Annotated in this window: 17 protein-coding genes; 6 read left to right on the top strand and 11 right to left on the bottom strand. The window is 31.1% G+C overall.

Annotated features, from left to right (window positions below):
• The first annotated feature begins 38 nt into the window (after positions 1-38).
• Positions 39-2,168: a S46 family peptidase gene (locus IPK06_11215; GenBank protein ID MBK7980539.1), complete on the top strand. Its 2,130-nt coding sequence runs from the start codon at positions 39-41 to the stop codon at positions 2,166-2,168.
• A 46-nt stretch (positions 2,169-2,214) separates the two neighbouring features.
• Here IPK06_11215 and IPK06_11210 read toward each other — a convergent pair whose 3' ends face one another.
• Positions 2,215-3,618, bottom strand: coding sequence for an aldehyde dehydrogenase family protein (locus IPK06_11210; GenBank protein MBK7980538.1), 1,404 nt, complete (start codon positions 3,616-3,618; stop codon positions 2,215-2,217).
• 122 nt (positions 3,619-3,740) lie between these two features.
• On the opposite strand from IPK06_11210, the gene IPK06_11205 reads away from it, so the two are divergent.
• Complete coding sequence (locus IPK06_11205; protein ID MBK7980537.1) at positions 3,741-5,864, top strand: S46 family peptidase; 2,124 nt, start codon at positions 3,741-3,743, stop codon at positions 5,862-5,864.
• A gap of 1 nt (position 5,865) precedes the next feature.
• On the opposite strand, the gene feoB is transcribed toward IPK06_11205, so the two are convergent.
• Together feoB and IPK06_11195 are read right to left on the bottom strand one after the other, a co-directional pair.
• Positions 5,866-7,884 carry a ferrous iron transport protein B gene (gene feoB, locus IPK06_11200; protein MBK7980536.1) on the bottom strand — a complete coding sequence of 673 codons (2,019 nt, stop codon included), beginning with the start codon at positions 7,882-7,884 and terminating at the stop codon, positions 5,866-5,868.
• Positions 7,881-8,102, bottom strand: a complete 222-nt coding sequence (locus IPK06_11195; GenBank protein ID MBK7980535.1) for a ferrous iron transport protein A — start codon at positions 8,100-8,102, stop codon at positions 7,881-7,883. Before IPK06_11195 ends, feoB begins: the two co-directional genes overlap by 4 nt.
• 160 nt (positions 8,103-8,262) lie before the next feature.
• Here IPK06_11195 and IPK06_11190 point away from each other — a divergent pair, with 160 nt between their 5' ends.
• From IPK06_11190 to IPK06_11180, 3 genes are all read left to right on the top strand, one after another.
• Positions 8,263-9,033, top strand: coding sequence for an HAD hydrolase-like protein (locus tag IPK06_11190; GenBank protein MBK7980534.1), 771 nt, complete (start codon positions 8,263-8,265; stop codon positions 9,031-9,033).
• A gap of 123 nt (positions 9,034-9,156) precedes the next feature.
• Positions 9,157-9,546 (top strand): energy transducer TonB, encoded by a 390-nt coding sequence (locus IPK06_11185; GenBank protein ID MBK7980533.1) that lies wholly within the window; start codon positions 9,157-9,159, stop codon positions 9,544-9,546.
• Positions 9,547-9,558: 12 nt separating this feature from the next.
• The gene (locus IPK06_11180; protein ID MBK7980532.1) at positions 9,559-11,655 is read left to right on the top strand and encodes a methyl-accepting chemotaxis protein; all 2,097 of its coding nucleotides are present in this window, start codon (positions 9,559-9,561) and stop codon (positions 11,653-11,655) included.
• A gap of 8 nt (positions 11,656-11,663) precedes the next feature.
• Here the strand turns inward: IPK06_11180 and coaD are convergent, their stop codons facing one another.
• From coaD to hrcA, 8 genes are read right to left on the bottom strand one after another with little or no spacing between them, the layout of a single operon-like run.
• Positions 11,664-12,173, bottom strand: a complete 510-nt coding sequence (coaD, locus tag IPK06_11175; protein ID MBK7980531.1) for a pantetheine-phosphate adenylyltransferase — start codon at positions 12,171-12,173, stop codon at positions 11,664-11,666.
• Positions 12,174-12,198: 25 nt separating this feature from the next.
• Complete coding sequence (rsmD, locus tag IPK06_11170) at positions 12,199-12,744, bottom strand: 16S rRNA (guanine(966)-N(2))-methyltransferase RsmD (protein MBK7980530.1); 546 nt, start codon at positions 12,742-12,744, stop codon at positions 12,199-12,201.
• The gene (gene pilM / locus IPK06_11165) at positions 12,741-13,655 is read right to left on the bottom strand and encodes a pilus assembly protein PilM (protein MBK7980529.1); all 915 of its coding nucleotides are present in this window, start codon (positions 13,653-13,655) and stop codon (positions 12,741-12,743) included. Before pilM ends, rsmD begins: the two co-directional genes overlap by 4 nt.
• Positions 13,656-13,662: 7 nt before the next feature.
• Complete coding sequence (locus tag IPK06_11160; GenBank protein ID MBK7980528.1) at positions 13,663-14,220, bottom strand: hypothetical protein; 558 nt, start codon at positions 14,218-14,220, stop codon at positions 13,663-13,665.
• Positions 14,221-14,243: 23 nt separating this feature from the next.
• A complete protein-coding gene (locus tag IPK06_11155; GenBank protein MBK7980527.1) occupies positions 14,244-14,759 on the bottom strand; it encodes a helix-hairpin-helix domain-containing protein in 516 nt (171 codons plus the stop codon).
• Between the two features lie 31 nt (positions 14,760-14,790).
• The gene (dnaJ, locus tag IPK06_11150; GenBank protein MBK7980526.1) at positions 14,791-15,909 is read right to left on the bottom strand and encodes a molecular chaperone DnaJ; all 1,119 of its coding nucleotides are present in this window, start codon (positions 15,907-15,909) and stop codon (positions 14,791-14,793) included.
• A 41-nt stretch (positions 15,910-15,950) separates the two neighbouring features.
• Positions 15,951-16,541, bottom strand: coding sequence for a nucleotide exchange factor GrpE (locus IPK06_11145; GenBank protein MBK7980525.1), 591 nt, complete (start codon positions 16,539-16,541; stop codon positions 15,951-15,953).
• Positions 16,542-16,562: 21 nt separating this feature from the next.
• Positions 16,563-17,606, bottom strand: a complete 1,044-nt coding sequence (gene hrcA, locus IPK06_11140; protein ID MBK7980524.1) for a heat-inducible transcription repressor HrcA — start codon at positions 17,604-17,606, stop codon at positions 16,563-16,565.
• A 171-nt stretch (positions 17,607-17,777) separates the two neighbouring features.
• On the opposite strand from hrcA, the gene IPK06_11135 reads away from it, so the two are divergent.
• Positions 17,778-18,773, top strand: coding sequence for a phosphoribosylformylglycinamidine cyclo-ligase (locus tag IPK06_11135; protein ID MBK7980523.1), 996 nt, complete (start codon positions 17,778-17,780; stop codon positions 18,771-18,773).
• Positions 18,774-18,784 lie beyond the last annotated feature (11 nt).

The raw sequence follows: 18,784 nt of genomic DNA, 5'->3' as shown, positions 1-18,784 counted from the left end.
ATAATTTTACTGGTTAATTTAAATCTAAAAGGAGAAGGATGAAAAGCAATTATTCCAAATTTTTTGGCTATTTATTAGTATTTATTTTTGTCTCACAATTATATTTTGCGCAAAAAAAAGATGAAACGGCTGTTGAATCCGATATTTTCGATACTGGAAAAATGTGGACATTCGATTATCCGCCGATTCAATACATAAGTGAAACGTATGGATTTACCCCCACTGACGAATGGTTTGAAGATGTAAGACTATCAGCATTAAGAATTCCCGGATGTACTGCTTCTTTTGTTTCGGAAAACGGTTTGATAATGACAAACAATCATTGTTCAACTTGGCACCGAGACGCTGTTGAAAAGGAAGGAGAGGATCTTGAAAAAACCGGATTTTATGCCAAAAATCTTGAAGATGAGAGAAAAGTCCCTAACATGTTTGCCGAACAATTGGCGTTTATGGTTGATGTAACCGACGCTATTAATGAAGCAATTGACATGGGAGCTACCGATGAAGAAAGAGTTGCAAATAAGGATAAAAAAGCCAGGGAATTAATTGAATACTATAATTCTGAAACCGGTCTTGAATGTCAATTAGTTTCTTTATTCAACGGCGGAAAACATTCAATATACGGATACAAAAGGTATACCGATGTAAGATTGGTTTTTGTTCCTGAAGAATCAATTGGATCCTTTGGCGGTGATTTGGACAATTTTACTTATCCAAGATACGATTTGGATTGTGCTTTTTTTAGGGTTTACGATGATAATGGCAAACCTTTAACTTCAGATAATTATTTTAAGTTTAGTAAAAATGGCGTTCAAAAGGATGAGGTTATTTTTTCTGTCGGTAATCCAGGTTCAACAGATAGATTAAATACCGTTTCTCAAATTGAATATAGTAGAGATATAACATACAGAAACAGAGCATTTCTTTTTGACACATATTACAATTTACTGGAAGATCTGAAATATCAATATCCCGATAGAGCAGATGAATTTGAAAGTATTAGAAGGAGAATTGGAAATAGTCAGAAAGTTTTTCATTACATGCAAGCCGGATTATTGGACCCGTATATTATTGCGAGAAAAAGAGATTTTGAAAATAAAATTAGAGATGAAGTTGAAGCCAATGATGATTTGAGAGCAAAGTACAGCCATATTTGGGATTCTATAAGCAAATTGAGAAATGAACTAAAGCCTATTGAAAGTCAGCTTTCTGCTTTTAGGCAAACAAGATTTATGGGTTCGCAATATTTTGATATTGCAAAAAACATCATTGAATATGCCGAACAGATGAATCTTCCTGAAAATGAAAGAAATCCGAAATTTAACGTTAAAAATATCGATTCACTCAAAAAATCATTATTTCCAGAAACTTTCGATTCAATTCTTGAAAATGCAAAATTGGAAGTTCAGTTGGACTATATAAGACTCAATTTAGGAAATAATAATGATTATGTTCAAAGACTTTGCGGCAATTACCAAAGCAGTGAAGCAGTTGAGTTTTTACTTGGTAAATCTTCTCTTGGCAATAGAGAAAAAGCGTTGAGTTTTCTTGAAAACTCTCCAAATGATATTTTGAATTCTAACGATCCTTTCATTTATTACGTAAAAAATACAAAAGACAAAGTCAATGAATTAAGCAAAAAATTAAAAGAAATTACGGATACAGAAAGCATTTTGGAAAATATGCTCGGAAAAGTAATTTATGAAATTTACGGAACGGAAATTCCTCCGGACGCAAATTTTACGTTAAGAATAAGTGACGGAGTTTTGGAAAGTTTCGATTATAACGGGACTAAAGCAATAGAGAAAACTACATTTTACGGAATGTATGATAGATATTATGGAAGTGATAAAAATTATCCTTGGGATTTGCCAGAAAGATGGACCAAAATTCCATCGGATTTTGATTTATCGACTACATTTAATTTTATTTCAACAAATGATATTATTGGCGGCAATTCCGGCAGCGCCGTAATTAACAAAGATGCCGAAGTTGTGGGATTGGCTTTTGACGGAAATGTTTCAAGCATTATCGGTAATTTTATTTATTTACCGGAAGATAATAGAATGGTTTCGGTTGCCACGCAAGCAATTGTTGAATCTCTTGACAAAATTTATAAAGCCGATAGAATTGTTGAAGAATTAAAAACGGGCAAAATTGCAGATTAAACTTATTGTGCTTCGGTATATTTTTACTAATTATCGAAGCACTATTTCAAAAGTATCTAACCATTAGATCTATAATTTTCTTTTTAGATTTTGTATAAGGCGGGTAAATAATTTTTAAAAAATTTATTTTTCCGCTTTTTAAATATGCTCTTTCATTTGAAAATTCTTTAAAGCCAAAATAGCCGTGAGATCTGCCGAATCCGCTGTTTCTAACTCCGCCAAATGGCATGTAATTATGGCTGAATTGTACAACCAATTCATTTATTCCAACGCTTCCGGTTTGTGTTCGTGAAGTTATCTTATCAATATTTTTTTTATTATTGCTGAAAATGTAAATAGTCAGCGGGCAACTTCTGCTATTTATCCAATCAATTGCGCCGTCAATTTCATCATATTGAATGATTGGTAAAAGCGGACCAAAAATTTCATCTTTAGCAATGCCGCAGTTTTTGCAGTCACTTAAAATTAAAGTCGGCTCTATAAATTTATCATTGGAATTATGTTTCCCCCCGTAAAGTATTTTACTTCCGTTCTTTAAAGCATTTTCAAGCATTTCGGTTAATTTATTATGATGTTTTTCGGAAATGATTCTTGCATAATCGCCATTGGAATTTATATTTTTAATCGAAGTTCCGTATAACTTTTCTATAGACTCAATCAACAATTTTGAAAATTGGTCCGCAATTTTTTTATCCACCAAAACATAATCCGGCGCTATGCAAGTCTGTCCTTTGTTCAAAAATTTTCCCCAAATGATTTTCTCCGCGGAAGATCTTAAATGCGCGGTTTCATCAACAATTACCGGCGATTTGCCGCCGAGTTCTAAAGTTATGGTTGTTAATTTTTCGGCTGCGGATTTTGCAATAATTTTACCAACTTCTGAGCTCCCTGTAAAAAAAATATGATCAAAATTTAATTCTAAAAGTTCGGAGGAAATTTCTTTTCCGCCTTGAACAACAGCTGTTTCACTTTTGGAAAACAACTCCGAAATCATTTTTTCAAGCAGATCACTAGTATGATTTGTAAATTCGCTTGGTTTTATTATTGCTGTATTTCCCGCGGAAATTGAGGAAACCAAAGGTCCGATTGATAATAAAAAAGGATAATTCCACGGAGAAATAATTAATACATTTCCCTTTGCTTCATATTTAAGATATGCTTTTTGTGTTATTAAAGTTAACGTTCTTTTAACTCTTTTGGATTTCATCCACTTTGATAAATTTCTTTTTGCGTGTCTCAGTTCCGATAGAACCGGATAAATTTCAGTCAGTTCCGTTTCATCAAAAGATTTTTTGAAATCTTTGTAAATTGCAGTCTTGATACTTTCTCTATTGGTTAAAATCCATTTCTCAAGCTTTATCAATTTTTCAATTCTTTCTTTTGCCGTTGTATTCCTTAGTGTCTGCTTATTTTCAAATTGAAGTTGAAATATGTCCTTTCTCATTTCCATATAATAATTTTTGAATAAAAATTGAAATCAATAAAGCAAAATAAAACTTATTTCTTCAAATTGATTGAAATTTTATTTGTAATTTTTAGTAATAAATAAATTTCCAAAAAAATGAGGAAGTGATGATTTTGAGAAAATTAAATTACGGATTTATAATAGCTCTTTTTGCATCAAAATTAATTTTAGGTCAAGCTAATTTTTATGAACCGTTTGATATAAATGAAGTTAAATGGTCAATTGACGATTTTGGAAAAATGTGGACGTTTGATAAAGTTCCGGTTGATAAATTTCAAGCCGAGTATGGATTTAAGCCTTCAGAAGAATGGTTGAACGATGTTCAAAAATCTGCATTGCAATTTGAAGGTGGATGTTCTGCGGCGTTTGTTTCAGAAGATGGATTGATAATGACAAATCATCATTGTGGAAGAGATGAACTTTATACGGTTCAGAAAGAAGGCGAGAATCTTTTGAAAGATGGTTTTTATGCTGAAAAATTAGTAGATGAAAGAAAAATAAAAGGATTATATGTTGAGCAGTTAATGTTAATTAAGGACGTAACTAACGAAATTAAAGATTATATGAACTCCGGCAATTCGGATAATGAGAAAATAAAATTGCGCGATAAAATGAAAGATTCGCTGATTAGCAAATATAACGAGGAAACTAGATTGAACTGCAAAATTGTTACACTTTACTACGGCGGAAAATATTCTCTTTACGGTTACAAAAGATATGACGATATTCGATTGGTTATGGCGCCGGATTTTCAAATTGCCGCAACCGGATGGGATTGGGATAATTTTACTTATCCAAGATATGAATTGGACTTTATGTTCTATAGAGCCTATGAAAATGATAAACCGATTAAAGTAAAAAATCATTTTAAATGGAGCAAAAACGGCGCTGTTGAAAATGAACCGATATTTGTTATCGGACGCCCTGGCAAAACTGACAGACTTCTTTCCTATGATGAATTGGAATTTTTACGAGATTATACTTATAAACAAAGTCTAATTGGATTTAATGAAATTTATAAAGTCTATTTTGATTTGTATGAAAAATATCCGGAGCGCGATGATTTGCTGAATCGTGTAATGGGTTTTGGAAACGCCAGAAAATCATATGCCGGAAGAATAAGCGGACTAAATAATGAATTTATAATGAAGAAAAAATTGGATTTTGAGAATGAACTAATCGCAAAAGTAAAATCAATATCCGAATTGAACGAAAAATATGGAAACACTTGGAATTCTTTGAAAATTGTTTTGAATGAGTTAAAAGATTATTCGGCAAAAAATACAGCAGTTAGGTTTAATAGAATAATTGGACCAATATATTTTAAAATAGCTGAAAATTTAATTGAACTTGCTGAGCAAAAAAAACTTCCTAATGATAATCGAAGTGAAAAATTTAAAGATGAAAATTTAAGCGAAACAATAAAAAACATGTTCCCGGATTCTATAAATATTGAACTCGAAAATAGTTTTTTAAAAGCCCATAAAGCCTTTTTGGAAAAGCTGCTCGGAAAAGAGAGTGAGTTGTACAAAATACTTTATGGAAATATGGAAATAACTGAACTAATAAAATTTTCTGGAATTACCGATGAAAAAAGATTTGAAGATTTAACCGAATTATCCGGTGAAGAAATATTAAATAACTCCGATCCATTTATAAAATACATGATTGAACTAAATAAAATGGATGACGAGATATCTCCCAAAATAAAGGAATTAAACAATACTCGACAAGTTTTAAATCAATTATTGGGGGAAGTAATTTCTATTATATATGGCGATAAAATTCCTCCTGACGCTACATCGACTTTACGAATTTCAGACGGAGTAATAAAAGGTTATGAATATAACGGAACAATAGCGCCTGGCAAAACGACATTTTATGGATTGTATGATCGATATGTTTCATTTAATAGAAAAACATATCCTTGGGGACTTCATGAAAGATGGCAGAACATTCCCGAAGGATTAGATCTTTCAACTTCTATTGGATTTGCTTCTACAAATGATATAGTTGGCGGAAATTCGGGAAGTTCAATCATTAATGAGAAAAAAGAAGTTGTTGGTTTGGTTCACGACGGAAATATTGAAAGTCTTGCGGGCGATACAATTTTTTTAGAAGAAAATAATAGAACGGTTGCTACAGATTCAAAAGGACTAGTTGAAGCTCTAAAATATGTTTATAAAACAGAAAATTTAGTTGAGGAATTGCTAAACGGAAAATTGAAATAAGTTATTGAATTCCTAATAATCTTAATCCGTTAACCGTAATAAAAGTCGCAATATATGCAGTTCCGGAAAAAATTATGATTTGAAATATTGGAATTCGCCAACTTCCGCTTTCTTTTTTTGCTATGGCAATTGTTGATAAACATTGCATTGCAAAAACGAAGAATATAATTAATCCGAGCGCGGTTGAAGTTGTAAAAAGATTTTTATCTGTACCTTCAATTTTTGCGTTTCGCATTGCATTTAAAATGGATTCCCTGAGAGTTTCTTCATCACCCGTAACTTTAAAAATTAAGGCTAAAGAACTAACAAATACTTCACGCGCGACAAATGCTGAAATAAGTGAAACTCCGATTCTCCAATCCATACCAATCGGGGTCATAACCGGTTCTATAATTTTTCCAATTTGAGCGGCATAAGATGTTGATATTCTTTCCATTTGAACGGCGTCTGCAATTTCTGTTGGACTCATATTTTTTGTTTCAATTTTTGGATTTGTATTTGGAAAATATGTCAATAGCCAAAGCACAATTGAAAATAAAATTATTACAGGACCGGCTTCTTTCAAATATTGCTTTGTGCTAGAAACGGTATTAAGAACTACGGATTTTAATTTTGGGATTTTGTAAGCGGGCAATTCCAAAATGAATGAAGAATTATCTTCCTCGCGGATGATTGTCTTGTTGAATTTATTTATTATTCCGGCAATTGTAACTGAACTGATAATACTGAATAAATATATAAATGAAAAAATAATTCCGCCCAAGAAGTAATTTTCTTTTGGAATTAAAAATGCTATCAATAAAGCATAAACCGGAAGTCTTGCGCTGCAGCTCATTAAAGGAATAATAAAAATTGTAAGCAATCTTTCTTTTCTGTTGGAAATTGTTCTTGCCGCAAGTATTGCCGGAATTGCACATGCAAAACCGGAAAGCATGGGAACAAAAGATCTTCCATTCAATCCAATTTTGGAAAGTGGTTTATCAATTAACATTGCGCCGCGTGCCAAATATCCGGTATCTTCAAGAAAGCCGAGAATTAAAAAGAGAATTACAATCTGCGGAATAAAAACGAGAACCGCGCCAACGCTGCTTATCAAACCGTCGGAAATTAAATCTCCGTACCAATTTCTTCCCAAATATGAAGATGCGGAATTTGCAAGCACTGCAAAAAACTCATCCACAAATTCCATTAAAGGAAGAGCCAGCCAAAATATTGAAGTAAATATAGTTCCGGTTATTAGAAGGAAAAAAATTATTCCCCAAATTTTATGCAGAAGAATTTTATCCAGCTTTAACGTAAAACTATCCGGTTTATTAATAAAGTTTTGAGATAACTTATTCAACCGTTCATTTGCGTTCTTTAAATTATTTTCCGAAGCAATTGGTGTGATAACTTCTTTTTCAATTTTTTCAATTTCATTATAAAAACTTATTATCTTTTCAGCGTGAGCGCTGGGGAGAAGTTTTACTAATTTATTTTTTTCATAATTTGAATTATTTAAAATCTGTTTAATAACCGAAACTAAATTTTCAACTCCGCTTCCAGTTCTTCCGTCAATTTGTACAACATTGCAATTGATTTTTTCTTCTAATTTTAAATGCGAAATTGAAAATCCTTTTTTCTTTAAAATATCTGTCATTGTTAAAACAATTATTACTTTAAAATTTGAGGCTAAAAGCTGTTTGACCAATAGCAAATGACGAGATACTTGACTTGAATCGACTGTTACAATTACAATATTGGGAATTCCGTATACAGGATGTTCAAATAACGAATTTACGGTTATTTCTTCATCAGGAGAATTTGGGATAATGCTTATTATTCCCGGTGAATCTAACAAGTTTGCTTCAATTTCAAATTTGCTTAAGAGTTTTGTAGAATTATATTCTATTGTTGAACCGGGATAATTAACTGTCTTAAAGTTTTTACCGCTTAGTAAATTAAATAAAGTGGTCTTCCCGGAGTTTGGGGGACCGACTAAAGTAATTAAGGTTTGTGTTGCATTAAGGGTATTGTTCATGATAATATGATTGATTCAGCTTCATTTTTCCTTATTGCAATCATTGTTCCACGAAGTGCAAATGCAAGTGGATCGTTAAAAATTGATGAACACATTAATTCTATTTCCTGACCCGGTGTAAATCCTATTTCAATTATTCTTCTAAATGAAGGATGATTTTCATCAACATAATTTATAATTGCTTTTTCACCGAATTTCAATTTTGCGGCAGTTTTCATATTTTATAATCGATAAAGGATGAATATTATTTAGATTCAATCTACATAAACATAAGCACATTAGAGTATTTTGTCAAGATAAATAAGTTAAATGTATCCATTTTATAAAAACATTTTATTTACTATTCTTATATTGGTAATTATTAAATAGTTTAATCAAATGCGAAAACCACTTTTAATAGATTTAGACGGTGTTTTAAGAATTGGCGATTCAACCGCTCCTTATATCAAAGAATTTTTAAATTTTATTGAGACGAATAAAATTCCAGCATGTATTTTAAGCAACTCATCACTTTATACTTCCAAACAGATAGAAATATTTTTTCAAACAAATGAAATCGAGATTAAAATTCCAATTATAACAGCAATTGATGCCGCATATAATTATCTAAAAGGTAAATATAAAAAAGTGGCTGTTTATGTCTCGCATAATGTGGTTGGCGAATTTTCGGAATTTTTGGAATATGAAAATCCCGAAGCAGTTTTAATCGGCGATATTGGAGAAAATTGGAATTATAAATTAATGCAGACAATTTTTGATTACGTGAGAAACGGCGCGGAATTAGTCGCGGTACATAAAAATAAATATTGGAATGTTCCTGGAAAAGGAATTATGCTTGATGCCGGAACATTTATTCATGGAATTGAATTTGCATCATCGCAAAATGCTATGATTATCGGAAAACCTTCAAAAATATATTTTGAATCGGCATTAAAAAAGATAGGAATTGAAACAAATTCACAATTTACAATGCTGGGAGATGATTTGGAAACGGATATTATGGGTTCTAAATTGATAAATGCCGAAACAATATTAATTCTTACCGGAAAAACCAAGCTACCAATTCCTAATAAATTCTTACATTTAATTGACCAAACTGCAAACGATTTAAATGAAGTAATAAAAATTATTGAAAATAGAGAAAGTTAATTTTTTATTCACATCATTACCGTTCACAACAGAAATTTACCATTCACAAAATTATAATAATAAATTTTAAACTTCGTTTTAATATCCTCGATTATTTATACATAAAATAATGTGAGATAATTCATGAGTAAAAAAATAATTTTAGTATTTAATTTATTAATATTAATCATTTTGGGAAGTATTACAGAGATTAAATCGGAATTGCAGAATGACGAATATTTGGCTTTTGCTGAACAAATGCCTGAACCAGTTGGCGGTTTGGAAGGAATTTATAAAGCAATTAAATACCCGGAATTAGCTATTAAATCAGGTGTACAAGGAAAAGTTTATGTTTTGGCATTTATAAATGAAGATGGAAAAGTAGAAGATGTAAAAATTGTTAAAGGAATTGGTGCTGGTTGCGATGAAGCAACTATTGAAGCTGTTAAAAAAAGTAAGTTTGTCCCGGGTAAATCTGCGGGAAAGAATGTCAAAGTTAAAATGTCGCTTCAAATTCAATTTAAATTAACTTAAAATTAGAGCCTTATGATAAATTTTATAAAAGATTTAAAGTTTGTCCATAAAATTCAGCTTGGATTTTTACTGCTTGGAACAATTTCCACTCTTATTGCTTTAAGCGATATGTATCAAATTAATAAAATGAAGAATTCCAAAGCAGCATTATATACGGATTACATTACTCCAAAAGGACATATTGATCAATTATACAGTGAGTTTCAGAAAGCACAATTTATTATGCTGAAACTTTCCATTCCGGAATTTTCTAACGAGTTTTCAAATAACATCGCAGAATATAATCTTCACAAATCAAAAATAGAAGCTTATATAGATTCTTTAAACAACGATATTTACAGCGACAGTCTGCAGAAGAAATTTGCTGATATCAAAAAAATATGGAGTGATTATAAAAATATTGTAGCGGACGCAATAATAAGCGCTTCTGCATCCGGCATGTTTGATATGGCCGCCGTAATATCCACAACTTCCGGTGAAGAATATGGTACAAATTTAGTTAAAAATTTTGAAGCAATTGTAAGTGAATTGCAATCGCAATCAGAACGATTGAATTATGAGTTTTCTGAGGCAGAATCAAATGCTTTTGTATTTTTAATTATAGGAATGATTTCAGGAACAATTGTCTTACTATTCAGTGTTTTACTTTTAGCTCCAAGATTAAGCAAACCAATCAATGAGTTTACGAATATATTCAAAGAATTTTCATTAGGTAATTTTGATTTTGAAATTAAAAGTACAGCCAATGATGAATTTGGAAAATTAACGGAAATTGCAGATCAATTTAAACAAACACAACTTCAGAAAATAAACGCGGCTAAAAAAATTGCAGAAGGCAGTTTAGAGAAAGTAAATGAAGCTTCACCAAAAGATAGTCTTGCCAAAGCTTTTAATCAAGAGGTAATAACAATTGAAAGTCTATTGGAAGAAATTGACAAAATGCTGGAAGCAAATGAAAAAGGTGACTTACAGTTTAATATGAATACGGAAAATTTTGCTGGAGGTTGGGCAAAAATTTTGGAAGGATTTAATAAAATTAGAAAGTCAACAACTGAACCGGTTGATGAAGCAAGAAAAGTTTTGGCACTAATGGCAAACGGTGATTTCAGAACAAAAATGGTCGGAAATTACAAAGGAGATTATGAAAATATCAAGAACGATGTAAATCAAGTCGCTATTTCGCTGAGCGAAATTATTGGTAAAGTTAAACTTAGCACTGAGGAATTAGCAACATCCGCAAATCAAATACAATCCAAAACAATTGAAATGGCAGCCGGAGCCGGAGAGCAAAATTCACAAACAAGCGAAGTTGTTTCTTCAATTGATGAAATGACCAGAACAATTACCGACAGTACTAAAAATGCAAGTGAAGCGGCAAAAACTGCGGAACAAGCCGGAAATAAGGCAAGAAACGGCGGAAGAGTTGTTAAGGAAACAGTAGAAGGAATAAATAGAATTGCCGACGTTGTAATTAAATCTGCCGTAACAATAGAAGAACTTGGAAAATCAAGCAATCAAATTGGAGCCATAATTCAAGTTATTAATGAAATTGCGGATCAGACAAATTTATTGGCTTTAAATGCTGCTATTGAAGCTGCGCGAGCTGGTGAACACGGAAGAGGTTTTGCCGTTGTTGCTGATGAAGTTAGAAAATTGGCAGAACGTACTACAAGCGCGACAGATGAAATAAAACAAATGATAAAACGTATTCAGGAAGATACAACAGGTGCTGTTGAATCAATAGAAATCGGCAAGTCCGAAGTTGAAAAAGGTAAAGCTTTAGCTGTTGACGCGGGAAATGCTCTTCAGGAAATTATAATGAATACAGACGAAGTTACGTCGCTTATAAATCAACTAGCCGCCGCAAGTGAACAGCAGAATGCTACAAGTCAGCAAATAGCTCAAAATGTTGAATTGATTCAAACAGTAACGCAGCAGGCAACAGAAAGTACGGGACAAATAAGTGAATCGGCTGAAAATTTAAATAAATTGACAGAAAATCTTCAGGCAATTGTTAATAAATTTAAATTAGATTATACAGACGATTTAGGATACGAATATGAAAGAAGCAAAAAGGCAAAAGTAAATTTAAAACGTCACTATGTTTAAAAAATAAACTATTGATCTCTAATATCTTGCTTGGGATTGAAAATCGCGCTTTTTTCTTTCAGCATTTTACTAACAATTGACGGCACAAAATCAGAAACATCGCTGTTGAACTGGGCTAAATTTCTTACAATTGTAGAATTTAGATAAGTATATTTTTCATGAGGCATCAAAAAAACAGTTCTTAATTCTTCGTACAATTTTCTATTCATTAATGCCATTTGAAATTCATATTCAAAATCGCTTATTGCTCTAAGTCCTCTAATAATGCCAATTGCGCCTACTTCTTTAGCGTGATCTACAACCAATCCTTCAAAAGAATCAACTTGAACAGTTGGAAATTCTTTTAAACTTTCCTTAAGCATAATTAATCTTTCTTCCACGGTAAACATGGGCGATTTAATTGGATTTCTTGCTACCGTAACAACGACTTTATCAAATAAATCTATAGCTCTTTTAATTACATCTATATGTCCGTTTGTTACAGGATCAAATGTGCCGGGATATATTACTATTTTCATATTATTCTTTCTTAAATATTTAACTTTACAAAGAAAATTGATAAATTAAACTATCGCCCAATCTTTTTAACGGTTCTATCTTAAAGTTTTTCTTATCTTCTTCTTCAGTTTGTATTGATCTTTCTATTAATAGAATTCCATCTTCTTTCAACATATTATTTTCCAAAATATTTTTAACAACTTGATAAATATCATCTTTGAAAAACGGTGGATCGGCAATTATTAGATCATACTTATTTTGATTTTCCAAGCTTGTAAATTTTAAAGAAGTCATTTTAAAAGTTTTGCAATTTTCTTCAATTTTCAACAATTCAATATTTGATAAAATATTTTTATAAACAACAAAATTATTTTCTACAAAATGTACTTCCTTTGCGCCGCGACTAATAATTTCAAATCCAAGCGATCCGGTTCCCGCATAAAGATCACATCCTATTATACCATCAAAATCTATTTTATTATTCAAATAATTAAAAATCGATTCCTTATTTTTATCTGTAGTTGGTCTAACTAAATCAGATTTAGGAAATTTTATTATTCTTCCTTTTAGTTTTCCAGCTATTATTCTCATATGATATATCTAAGAGCAATTCCCAACGCGGCATTGAATTTTATTGGATTTATGCTTCCAAAATTTTTAATCTGTGAAATATTCAATTTCATTTCTTCAAATGAATTCAGAATTTTAAAATTGATATTCTGCATGCTATTGAAATAATTAATTAATTCATTGCTTATCGTTGAACCTAGAAAAACAAGATCGGTAACTTTATTTTTCAATAAATTTTTATCTTCTATTTCGGAAATTATATTTTTAATAAAAACAGGAACAACAGAAATATCAGTATAGTATTTTGATTTTGAAAACACCAGATTTCCGTCATTTACATACATTAATGAAATGCTTTTATCCTCAATCCAAAATGAAAAGTAATTTGAATTGGCATTTGTATATAACAACAATGAATTTGCCGATACGTGAGAAATATCCGCCAATTTAAGGGTAAGATTATTTCTTAAACAGAATTTAAATATTCTCTTCAACAAATCTTTTTTTATCGCGTATATCATTAATCTGGAAAACGGTTGATAAGTTGGAGTTTCAAGGTTAATTTTTTCCAAGCTGAAATCTTTTATATTTTCTGTAGGAAAAAGTTTTGTAAATTCCCAATTGCAGTATTCAGAGAGATCATTTTTGGTTAAATTTTTATCTATGGGCAGTTCAAAAATTTTGAAAAAATTTAATGGAAGAGTGACTGAAACTTTCTTTGTATTTAAAGGTTTGCGTAAAACAATTTCATTAAATGAATTTTGAAGAATGTGGATGAATTTTGGTTCTTTGAAATTTGGATCTAAATTTTCTTCAAAAAACTCCTCATCAACATTCTCCAAATAAACTATATTTTGTTTTTTACTTATCTCAACTAATTGAATTGAAGTATTTGAAATATTTATGCCAACTTGATTAGTTAAGTCAGACATCCAAAATTTATTCCCAAGAAGCAGAATTTTTCAACTTTGGATTTGATAAATCTCCAATTGTTCCATATCCATCAGGACTTTCCAAAAAATAAACCGAACCAATAGTTGTTGCTGAGTCAACGCTGACGATTTTCCCTTTCAAATTAATTACTGTATCTACAGTTGTTGTAGTGTCAATTTTCAAAAGAAACAATTTATGAGATTTTGGCGAATACATTAAGGACTCCGGTACAAATAAACCATCGCTTAAATTTTCAAAAGGGTTTGTAGATTTGTTTGTCAATGTATCAACGCCATTTATAACTTTTTGAACATCAGAATCATTCTTTACAAAACTAATTAGTGCATCTAGGTCATCAGTAAACTTTTTATTTTTCTTTTCCCATAAAATTTGAGCTTGTCTAATATTTCCCATTCTTAAATGCGACTCTGTTTTAAAGTAATTTTCTTTGTCGATAAAATCGGTTGGGTCTAGAATTGCAACTTTAATTAAAATAAAAAGCAGAACAGCAATAACTACATACAGCGCAGCATGTATATACCATGGTTCACTCTTTTGGTTCATTTCTCCTCCGGATAATAGAATTTTTATTTTTCAATATATAAATATTTTTTTATAGTATTAAACTTTTTATTGCCAATTCCTTTAACTTTCAGCAAATCTTCAATAACTTTAAAACCATTTAGTTGTTGTCTAAATTCAACAATTTTTTCCGCGGTTTTTTGTCCAATTCCAGGCAATTTTGTTAATTCAGAAACAGATGCAGAATTTAAATCAATACTTTTTAATTTAAGATTTTTATCTAATTTCTTATTAAAATCGAATTTCTCTACACTAAAATCTGAAAGTTCTAGGTCAGAATCAACTCTTTTTTCTATAATTTTATTTTGCTCAACTGCTGAATTTTGTTGAATTTCAATCGCTTTTTCCAAATTTTTGAAAAAAATAACTTCATTATTATCAACAGGTCTACCAGATAATTTCAAATTTGTAAATTTCACAAATAAGCCTAAAAAGAGAATAGAAATTATAAATATTGCAGATTTAATTTCTTGTGCAGTTAAACTTAATTTATGTGAAAAATAATCTAAAATATTTCGCATTATAGAACTATATGTTCAATTAATGAATTATTTATTTTTTCCCGCTTATATTTGGCATTTTGCTCAGTTCTTTCAATAATTCTTTTTCTTTGGCATTTATTTTTTCCGGAACATGAATATTAATCCGAACTAATTGGTCTCCCGCTCCATGCTGATTTAAATGGGGAATTCCTTTTCCCTTCATTTTTAAGAATTTGCCGGGCTGGGTTCCGGGTTCAATTTTCAAACTGGCTCTACCGTTTATTGTTGGAATTTCAATCGAAGTTCCCATAACAATATCTGGATAGCTGAGATAAAGATCATAGATTAAATCATCTCCGTCTCTTAAAAAGTGCTCGTGTTCAAGTTCTTGAAAAACTATAATTATATCTCCGGCAGGTCCGCCGTTTTTACCGGCATTGCCTTCTCCTCTCATAGTCATATAACTATTATTCATTACTCCGGCCGGTACGTTAACTTTAATTTTTGATTCTTCATACACTCTGCCGTCACCGGAACATGTTTTGCAAGGATCTGATATTATTTTACCGGTTCCTTTACAATTATGACAAACGGAAATATTTACAAACTGACCGAAAATAGAACGTGAAACTTCTCTAACTTCACCAGCGCCGTTGCAAACTGTACAAGTCTTAAAACCATTGCTGCTGTTGGCTCCGGTTCCATTGCATGTTGTACATTGGGAATGTTTTTTAATTTTAATTGTTTTAGACACACCAGAAGCAATTTCTTCCAAAGTCAATTTTAATGAAACCTTTAAATCAGAACCCGGAGTTCCGGAAGAACTTTGTCTGCCTCTGCTTGATCTGCCGGTATTAAATAGATCATCAAAAATTGAAGACCCGCCAAAACCTCCGCCGAATATATCTGAGAAATGACTGAATATGTCGTTAACATTTTGATAACTGTGAAAATCTTGTCCGCCTCTTAATCCATTGTGTCCAAATCTATCATACTTTGCTCGTTTGTCGGCATTGCTCAATACTTCGTATGCTTCAGCGGCTTCTTTAAATTTTTCTTCAGCAGATTTATCATCCGGATTTTTATCCGGATGAAACTGCATTGCCAATTTTCTATACGCTTTTTTAATTTCATCATTCGATGCATCTTTTGATACACCCAGTATTTCGTAATAATCTCTTTTATTCATTTATATTTTTCCCGATTTCAAATTCATATTAATCAATATTTCTACTCTTCAACTTCTTTGCTTACAATTACTTTTGAATGTTTAATAACTCTATCCTTATAAATATAGCCCGGATCAACTTCTTCAATTACGGTGTTTGCCGGAAATTCTTTTGAAGGTTGCTGCAATAAAGCTTCATGAAATTCAACATTAAATTCCTGACCTTTGGCATCTATTTTTTTTATGCCTTGTTCTTCAAGTATTTTAGTAAACTTATCGAAAATTAATTTCAAGCCTTCTTTAACTGATTCAAAACTATCTTCGCCCAAATGCTGTACGGATCTATTTAAATCATCATAAATTGGAAGTACTTTTAAAATGAAAGATTCCGCGGCATATTTCAATAAATTCAATTGATCATTTTCGGTTCTTCTTTTATAATTTTCAAAATCCGCGGCTTTTCTAAGCAATGTATCTTGAAGCGATTTAATTTTATCTTCTAATTCACTTATTTTATTTATCTCTTCAACTTTTTCTTCAGCTGATTCTATTTTTATTTCTTCAGTCGGTTCCTCTGTTTTTTCATTGGCTGCATCATTAGGTTCAACTGAATTTTTTAATTCTTCGTTATTTTCTGGTTGTATATCACTCATTAATTTCCTCTGATTATTTAATTACTTATTAAAAATTTTTGATAAGACTTCCGCCATTTCAACAACGGCGGCAATTGTATGAGAATACCTCATTCGTTTTGGTCCAATAATTCCAATGCTTCCGGCTACTTGGCCAATATTATATTCTTTAATTATTATACTGTAATCATTAAGTTTTTCTTCTTTGCTTTCACTTCCTATTGTTATCGAAATTTCTCCTGAATTTTTAATAACATTTTCATCCATAAAGTGAATGATTATGTCTTTATCTTCTATCAATTCTATTATGCTGCTTAATTTCTTGTGATCAATAAATTCCGGCTGTGTTAATAAATTTTTTGTTCCGGTAATTATAGAATCTTCATTTGATCTAACATCAGTAAATATTTCAGGTACGGAATCTAAAAAAACACGAATAACGGGTTTAAATTCCGATGAAGATACACTTTTTATTCTTTCTTTAATTGTATCTCTAATTTCTGAAAATGTTAATCCCGAAAGTCTTTCGTTAAGAAGCCTTTCTATTGTCTTTAAACTCTTTCTCTCAAATCCCGATTCAATTTCTAAAGTTATTGTTCTTATCATTCCGGAGTTAATAGTAATCACGACTAAAATTCTTGAGCTAGAAACTTCAACCAATCTTAATTTTTCCAAAACGGCGTTGCCAAATTTCGGATAACTTACATAAGCCAGCTGATTTGTTAAACTGCTTAAAATTGATGAAGTAACTTTAAGAATTTCATTTGTATCAAATGTCAACTGTTCAAGCTGAGATTCAATGAAATCAACTTCTGACGGATTTAGTTTCGGCGAATCCATTAATGAATTAACATAATATCTATAACCCAAATCGGTTGGAATTCTTCCGGCAGAAGTATGCGGATGTCCGAGTAAACCGGAATCTTCTAAATCCGACATAATATTTCTGATAGTAGCAGGAGAATACCCAATACCAAATTTTTTTGAAAGATTACGTGATCCGACCGGATTTGCGGTCAGAATAAATTGATGAATCACATATCTTAATATAGATTTTTCGCGTTCTTTTAATTCAGATGAATTCATTTACAAAGTTATTATTAAATAAACTTACAAAATTATCAAAATCCCTAAAAAAATTCACATAATTACGTTAAATTGCAAGTATAAAAAAATTATTATTTAAACTCGTTGTACCATATATACATAAAACATGTTTCAAAATATAATTCTATAAATATTAAGGAAATAGTTAGATTGAAAAATAGTTATAAAGATTCCGGTGTAGATATAAAAACCGGAGATGAAACAGTAGAAAAAATTAAATTATTAGTCAATTCAACATTTAATAAAAATGTTCTTTCCGGAATTGGTCATTTTGGGGCTTTTTACGAAATTGACCTAAATGAATGTAAAAATCCGGTTCTTGTTTCCAGTGTTGATGGAGTTGGGACAAAATTAAAAGTTGCGATTGATGCCGGAATTCATGACACGGTTGGACAAGATTTGGTTAATCATTGTGTAAATGATATTGCCGTCTGCGGAGCTAAACCAAAATATTTTATGGATTACATGGCTTTCGGAAAATTAAATGCAAATATTGCCGCTGATATTGTAAGCGGATTTGCAAAAGCGTGCAGAGAAAACAATGTTGCTTTAATTGGCGGGGAAACAGCTGAAATGCCCGGACTTTATAATGAAAAAGATTATGATCTATCAGGAACAATTGTTGGCGTTGTTGATAAAACAAAAATAATTGATGGCAAAAATATTCAAAAGGGAAATTTACTAATTGGATTTGAATCGAACGGACTTCACACAAACGGTTATTCACTTGCTCGTAAAGTATTATTTTCGAAGTATAATCTTGACGAAAAAATTCCGGAAATAAATTCAAATTTAAAAACTGAGCTGCTGAAAGTTCACAGATCATATTTGCATATAATTCAAAACTTAATTCAAAATTTTGATATAAAAGCCTTTTCACATATTACCGGCGGTGGAATTATTGGAAACACTAAACGTGTAGTTCCACAAGAACTTAAAATAAATATTGATTGGAATACTTGGAAAGTTCCGGCAATTTTTAATCTTATTCAAAACACCGGAAATATTGATGATGAAGAAATGAGAATGGTTTTTAACATTGGAATCGGTTTAGTAGCAATTATAAACAAAAGTGATTTAAGTGAAATTCAAAATCTGTGCAGAAATCTGAATGAAAATCCAATTGTAATTGGTGAAATTGATTAAGTGCTTCAGAT

Source organism: Ignavibacteriota bacterium, assembly GCA_016713565.1.
Lineage (GTDB): Bacteria > Bacteroidota > Ignavibacteria > Ignavibacteriales > Melioribacteraceae.
Note: the sequence above shows the minus strand (reverse complement) of the source record. Positions and strands in the feature narration are given on the sequence as shown.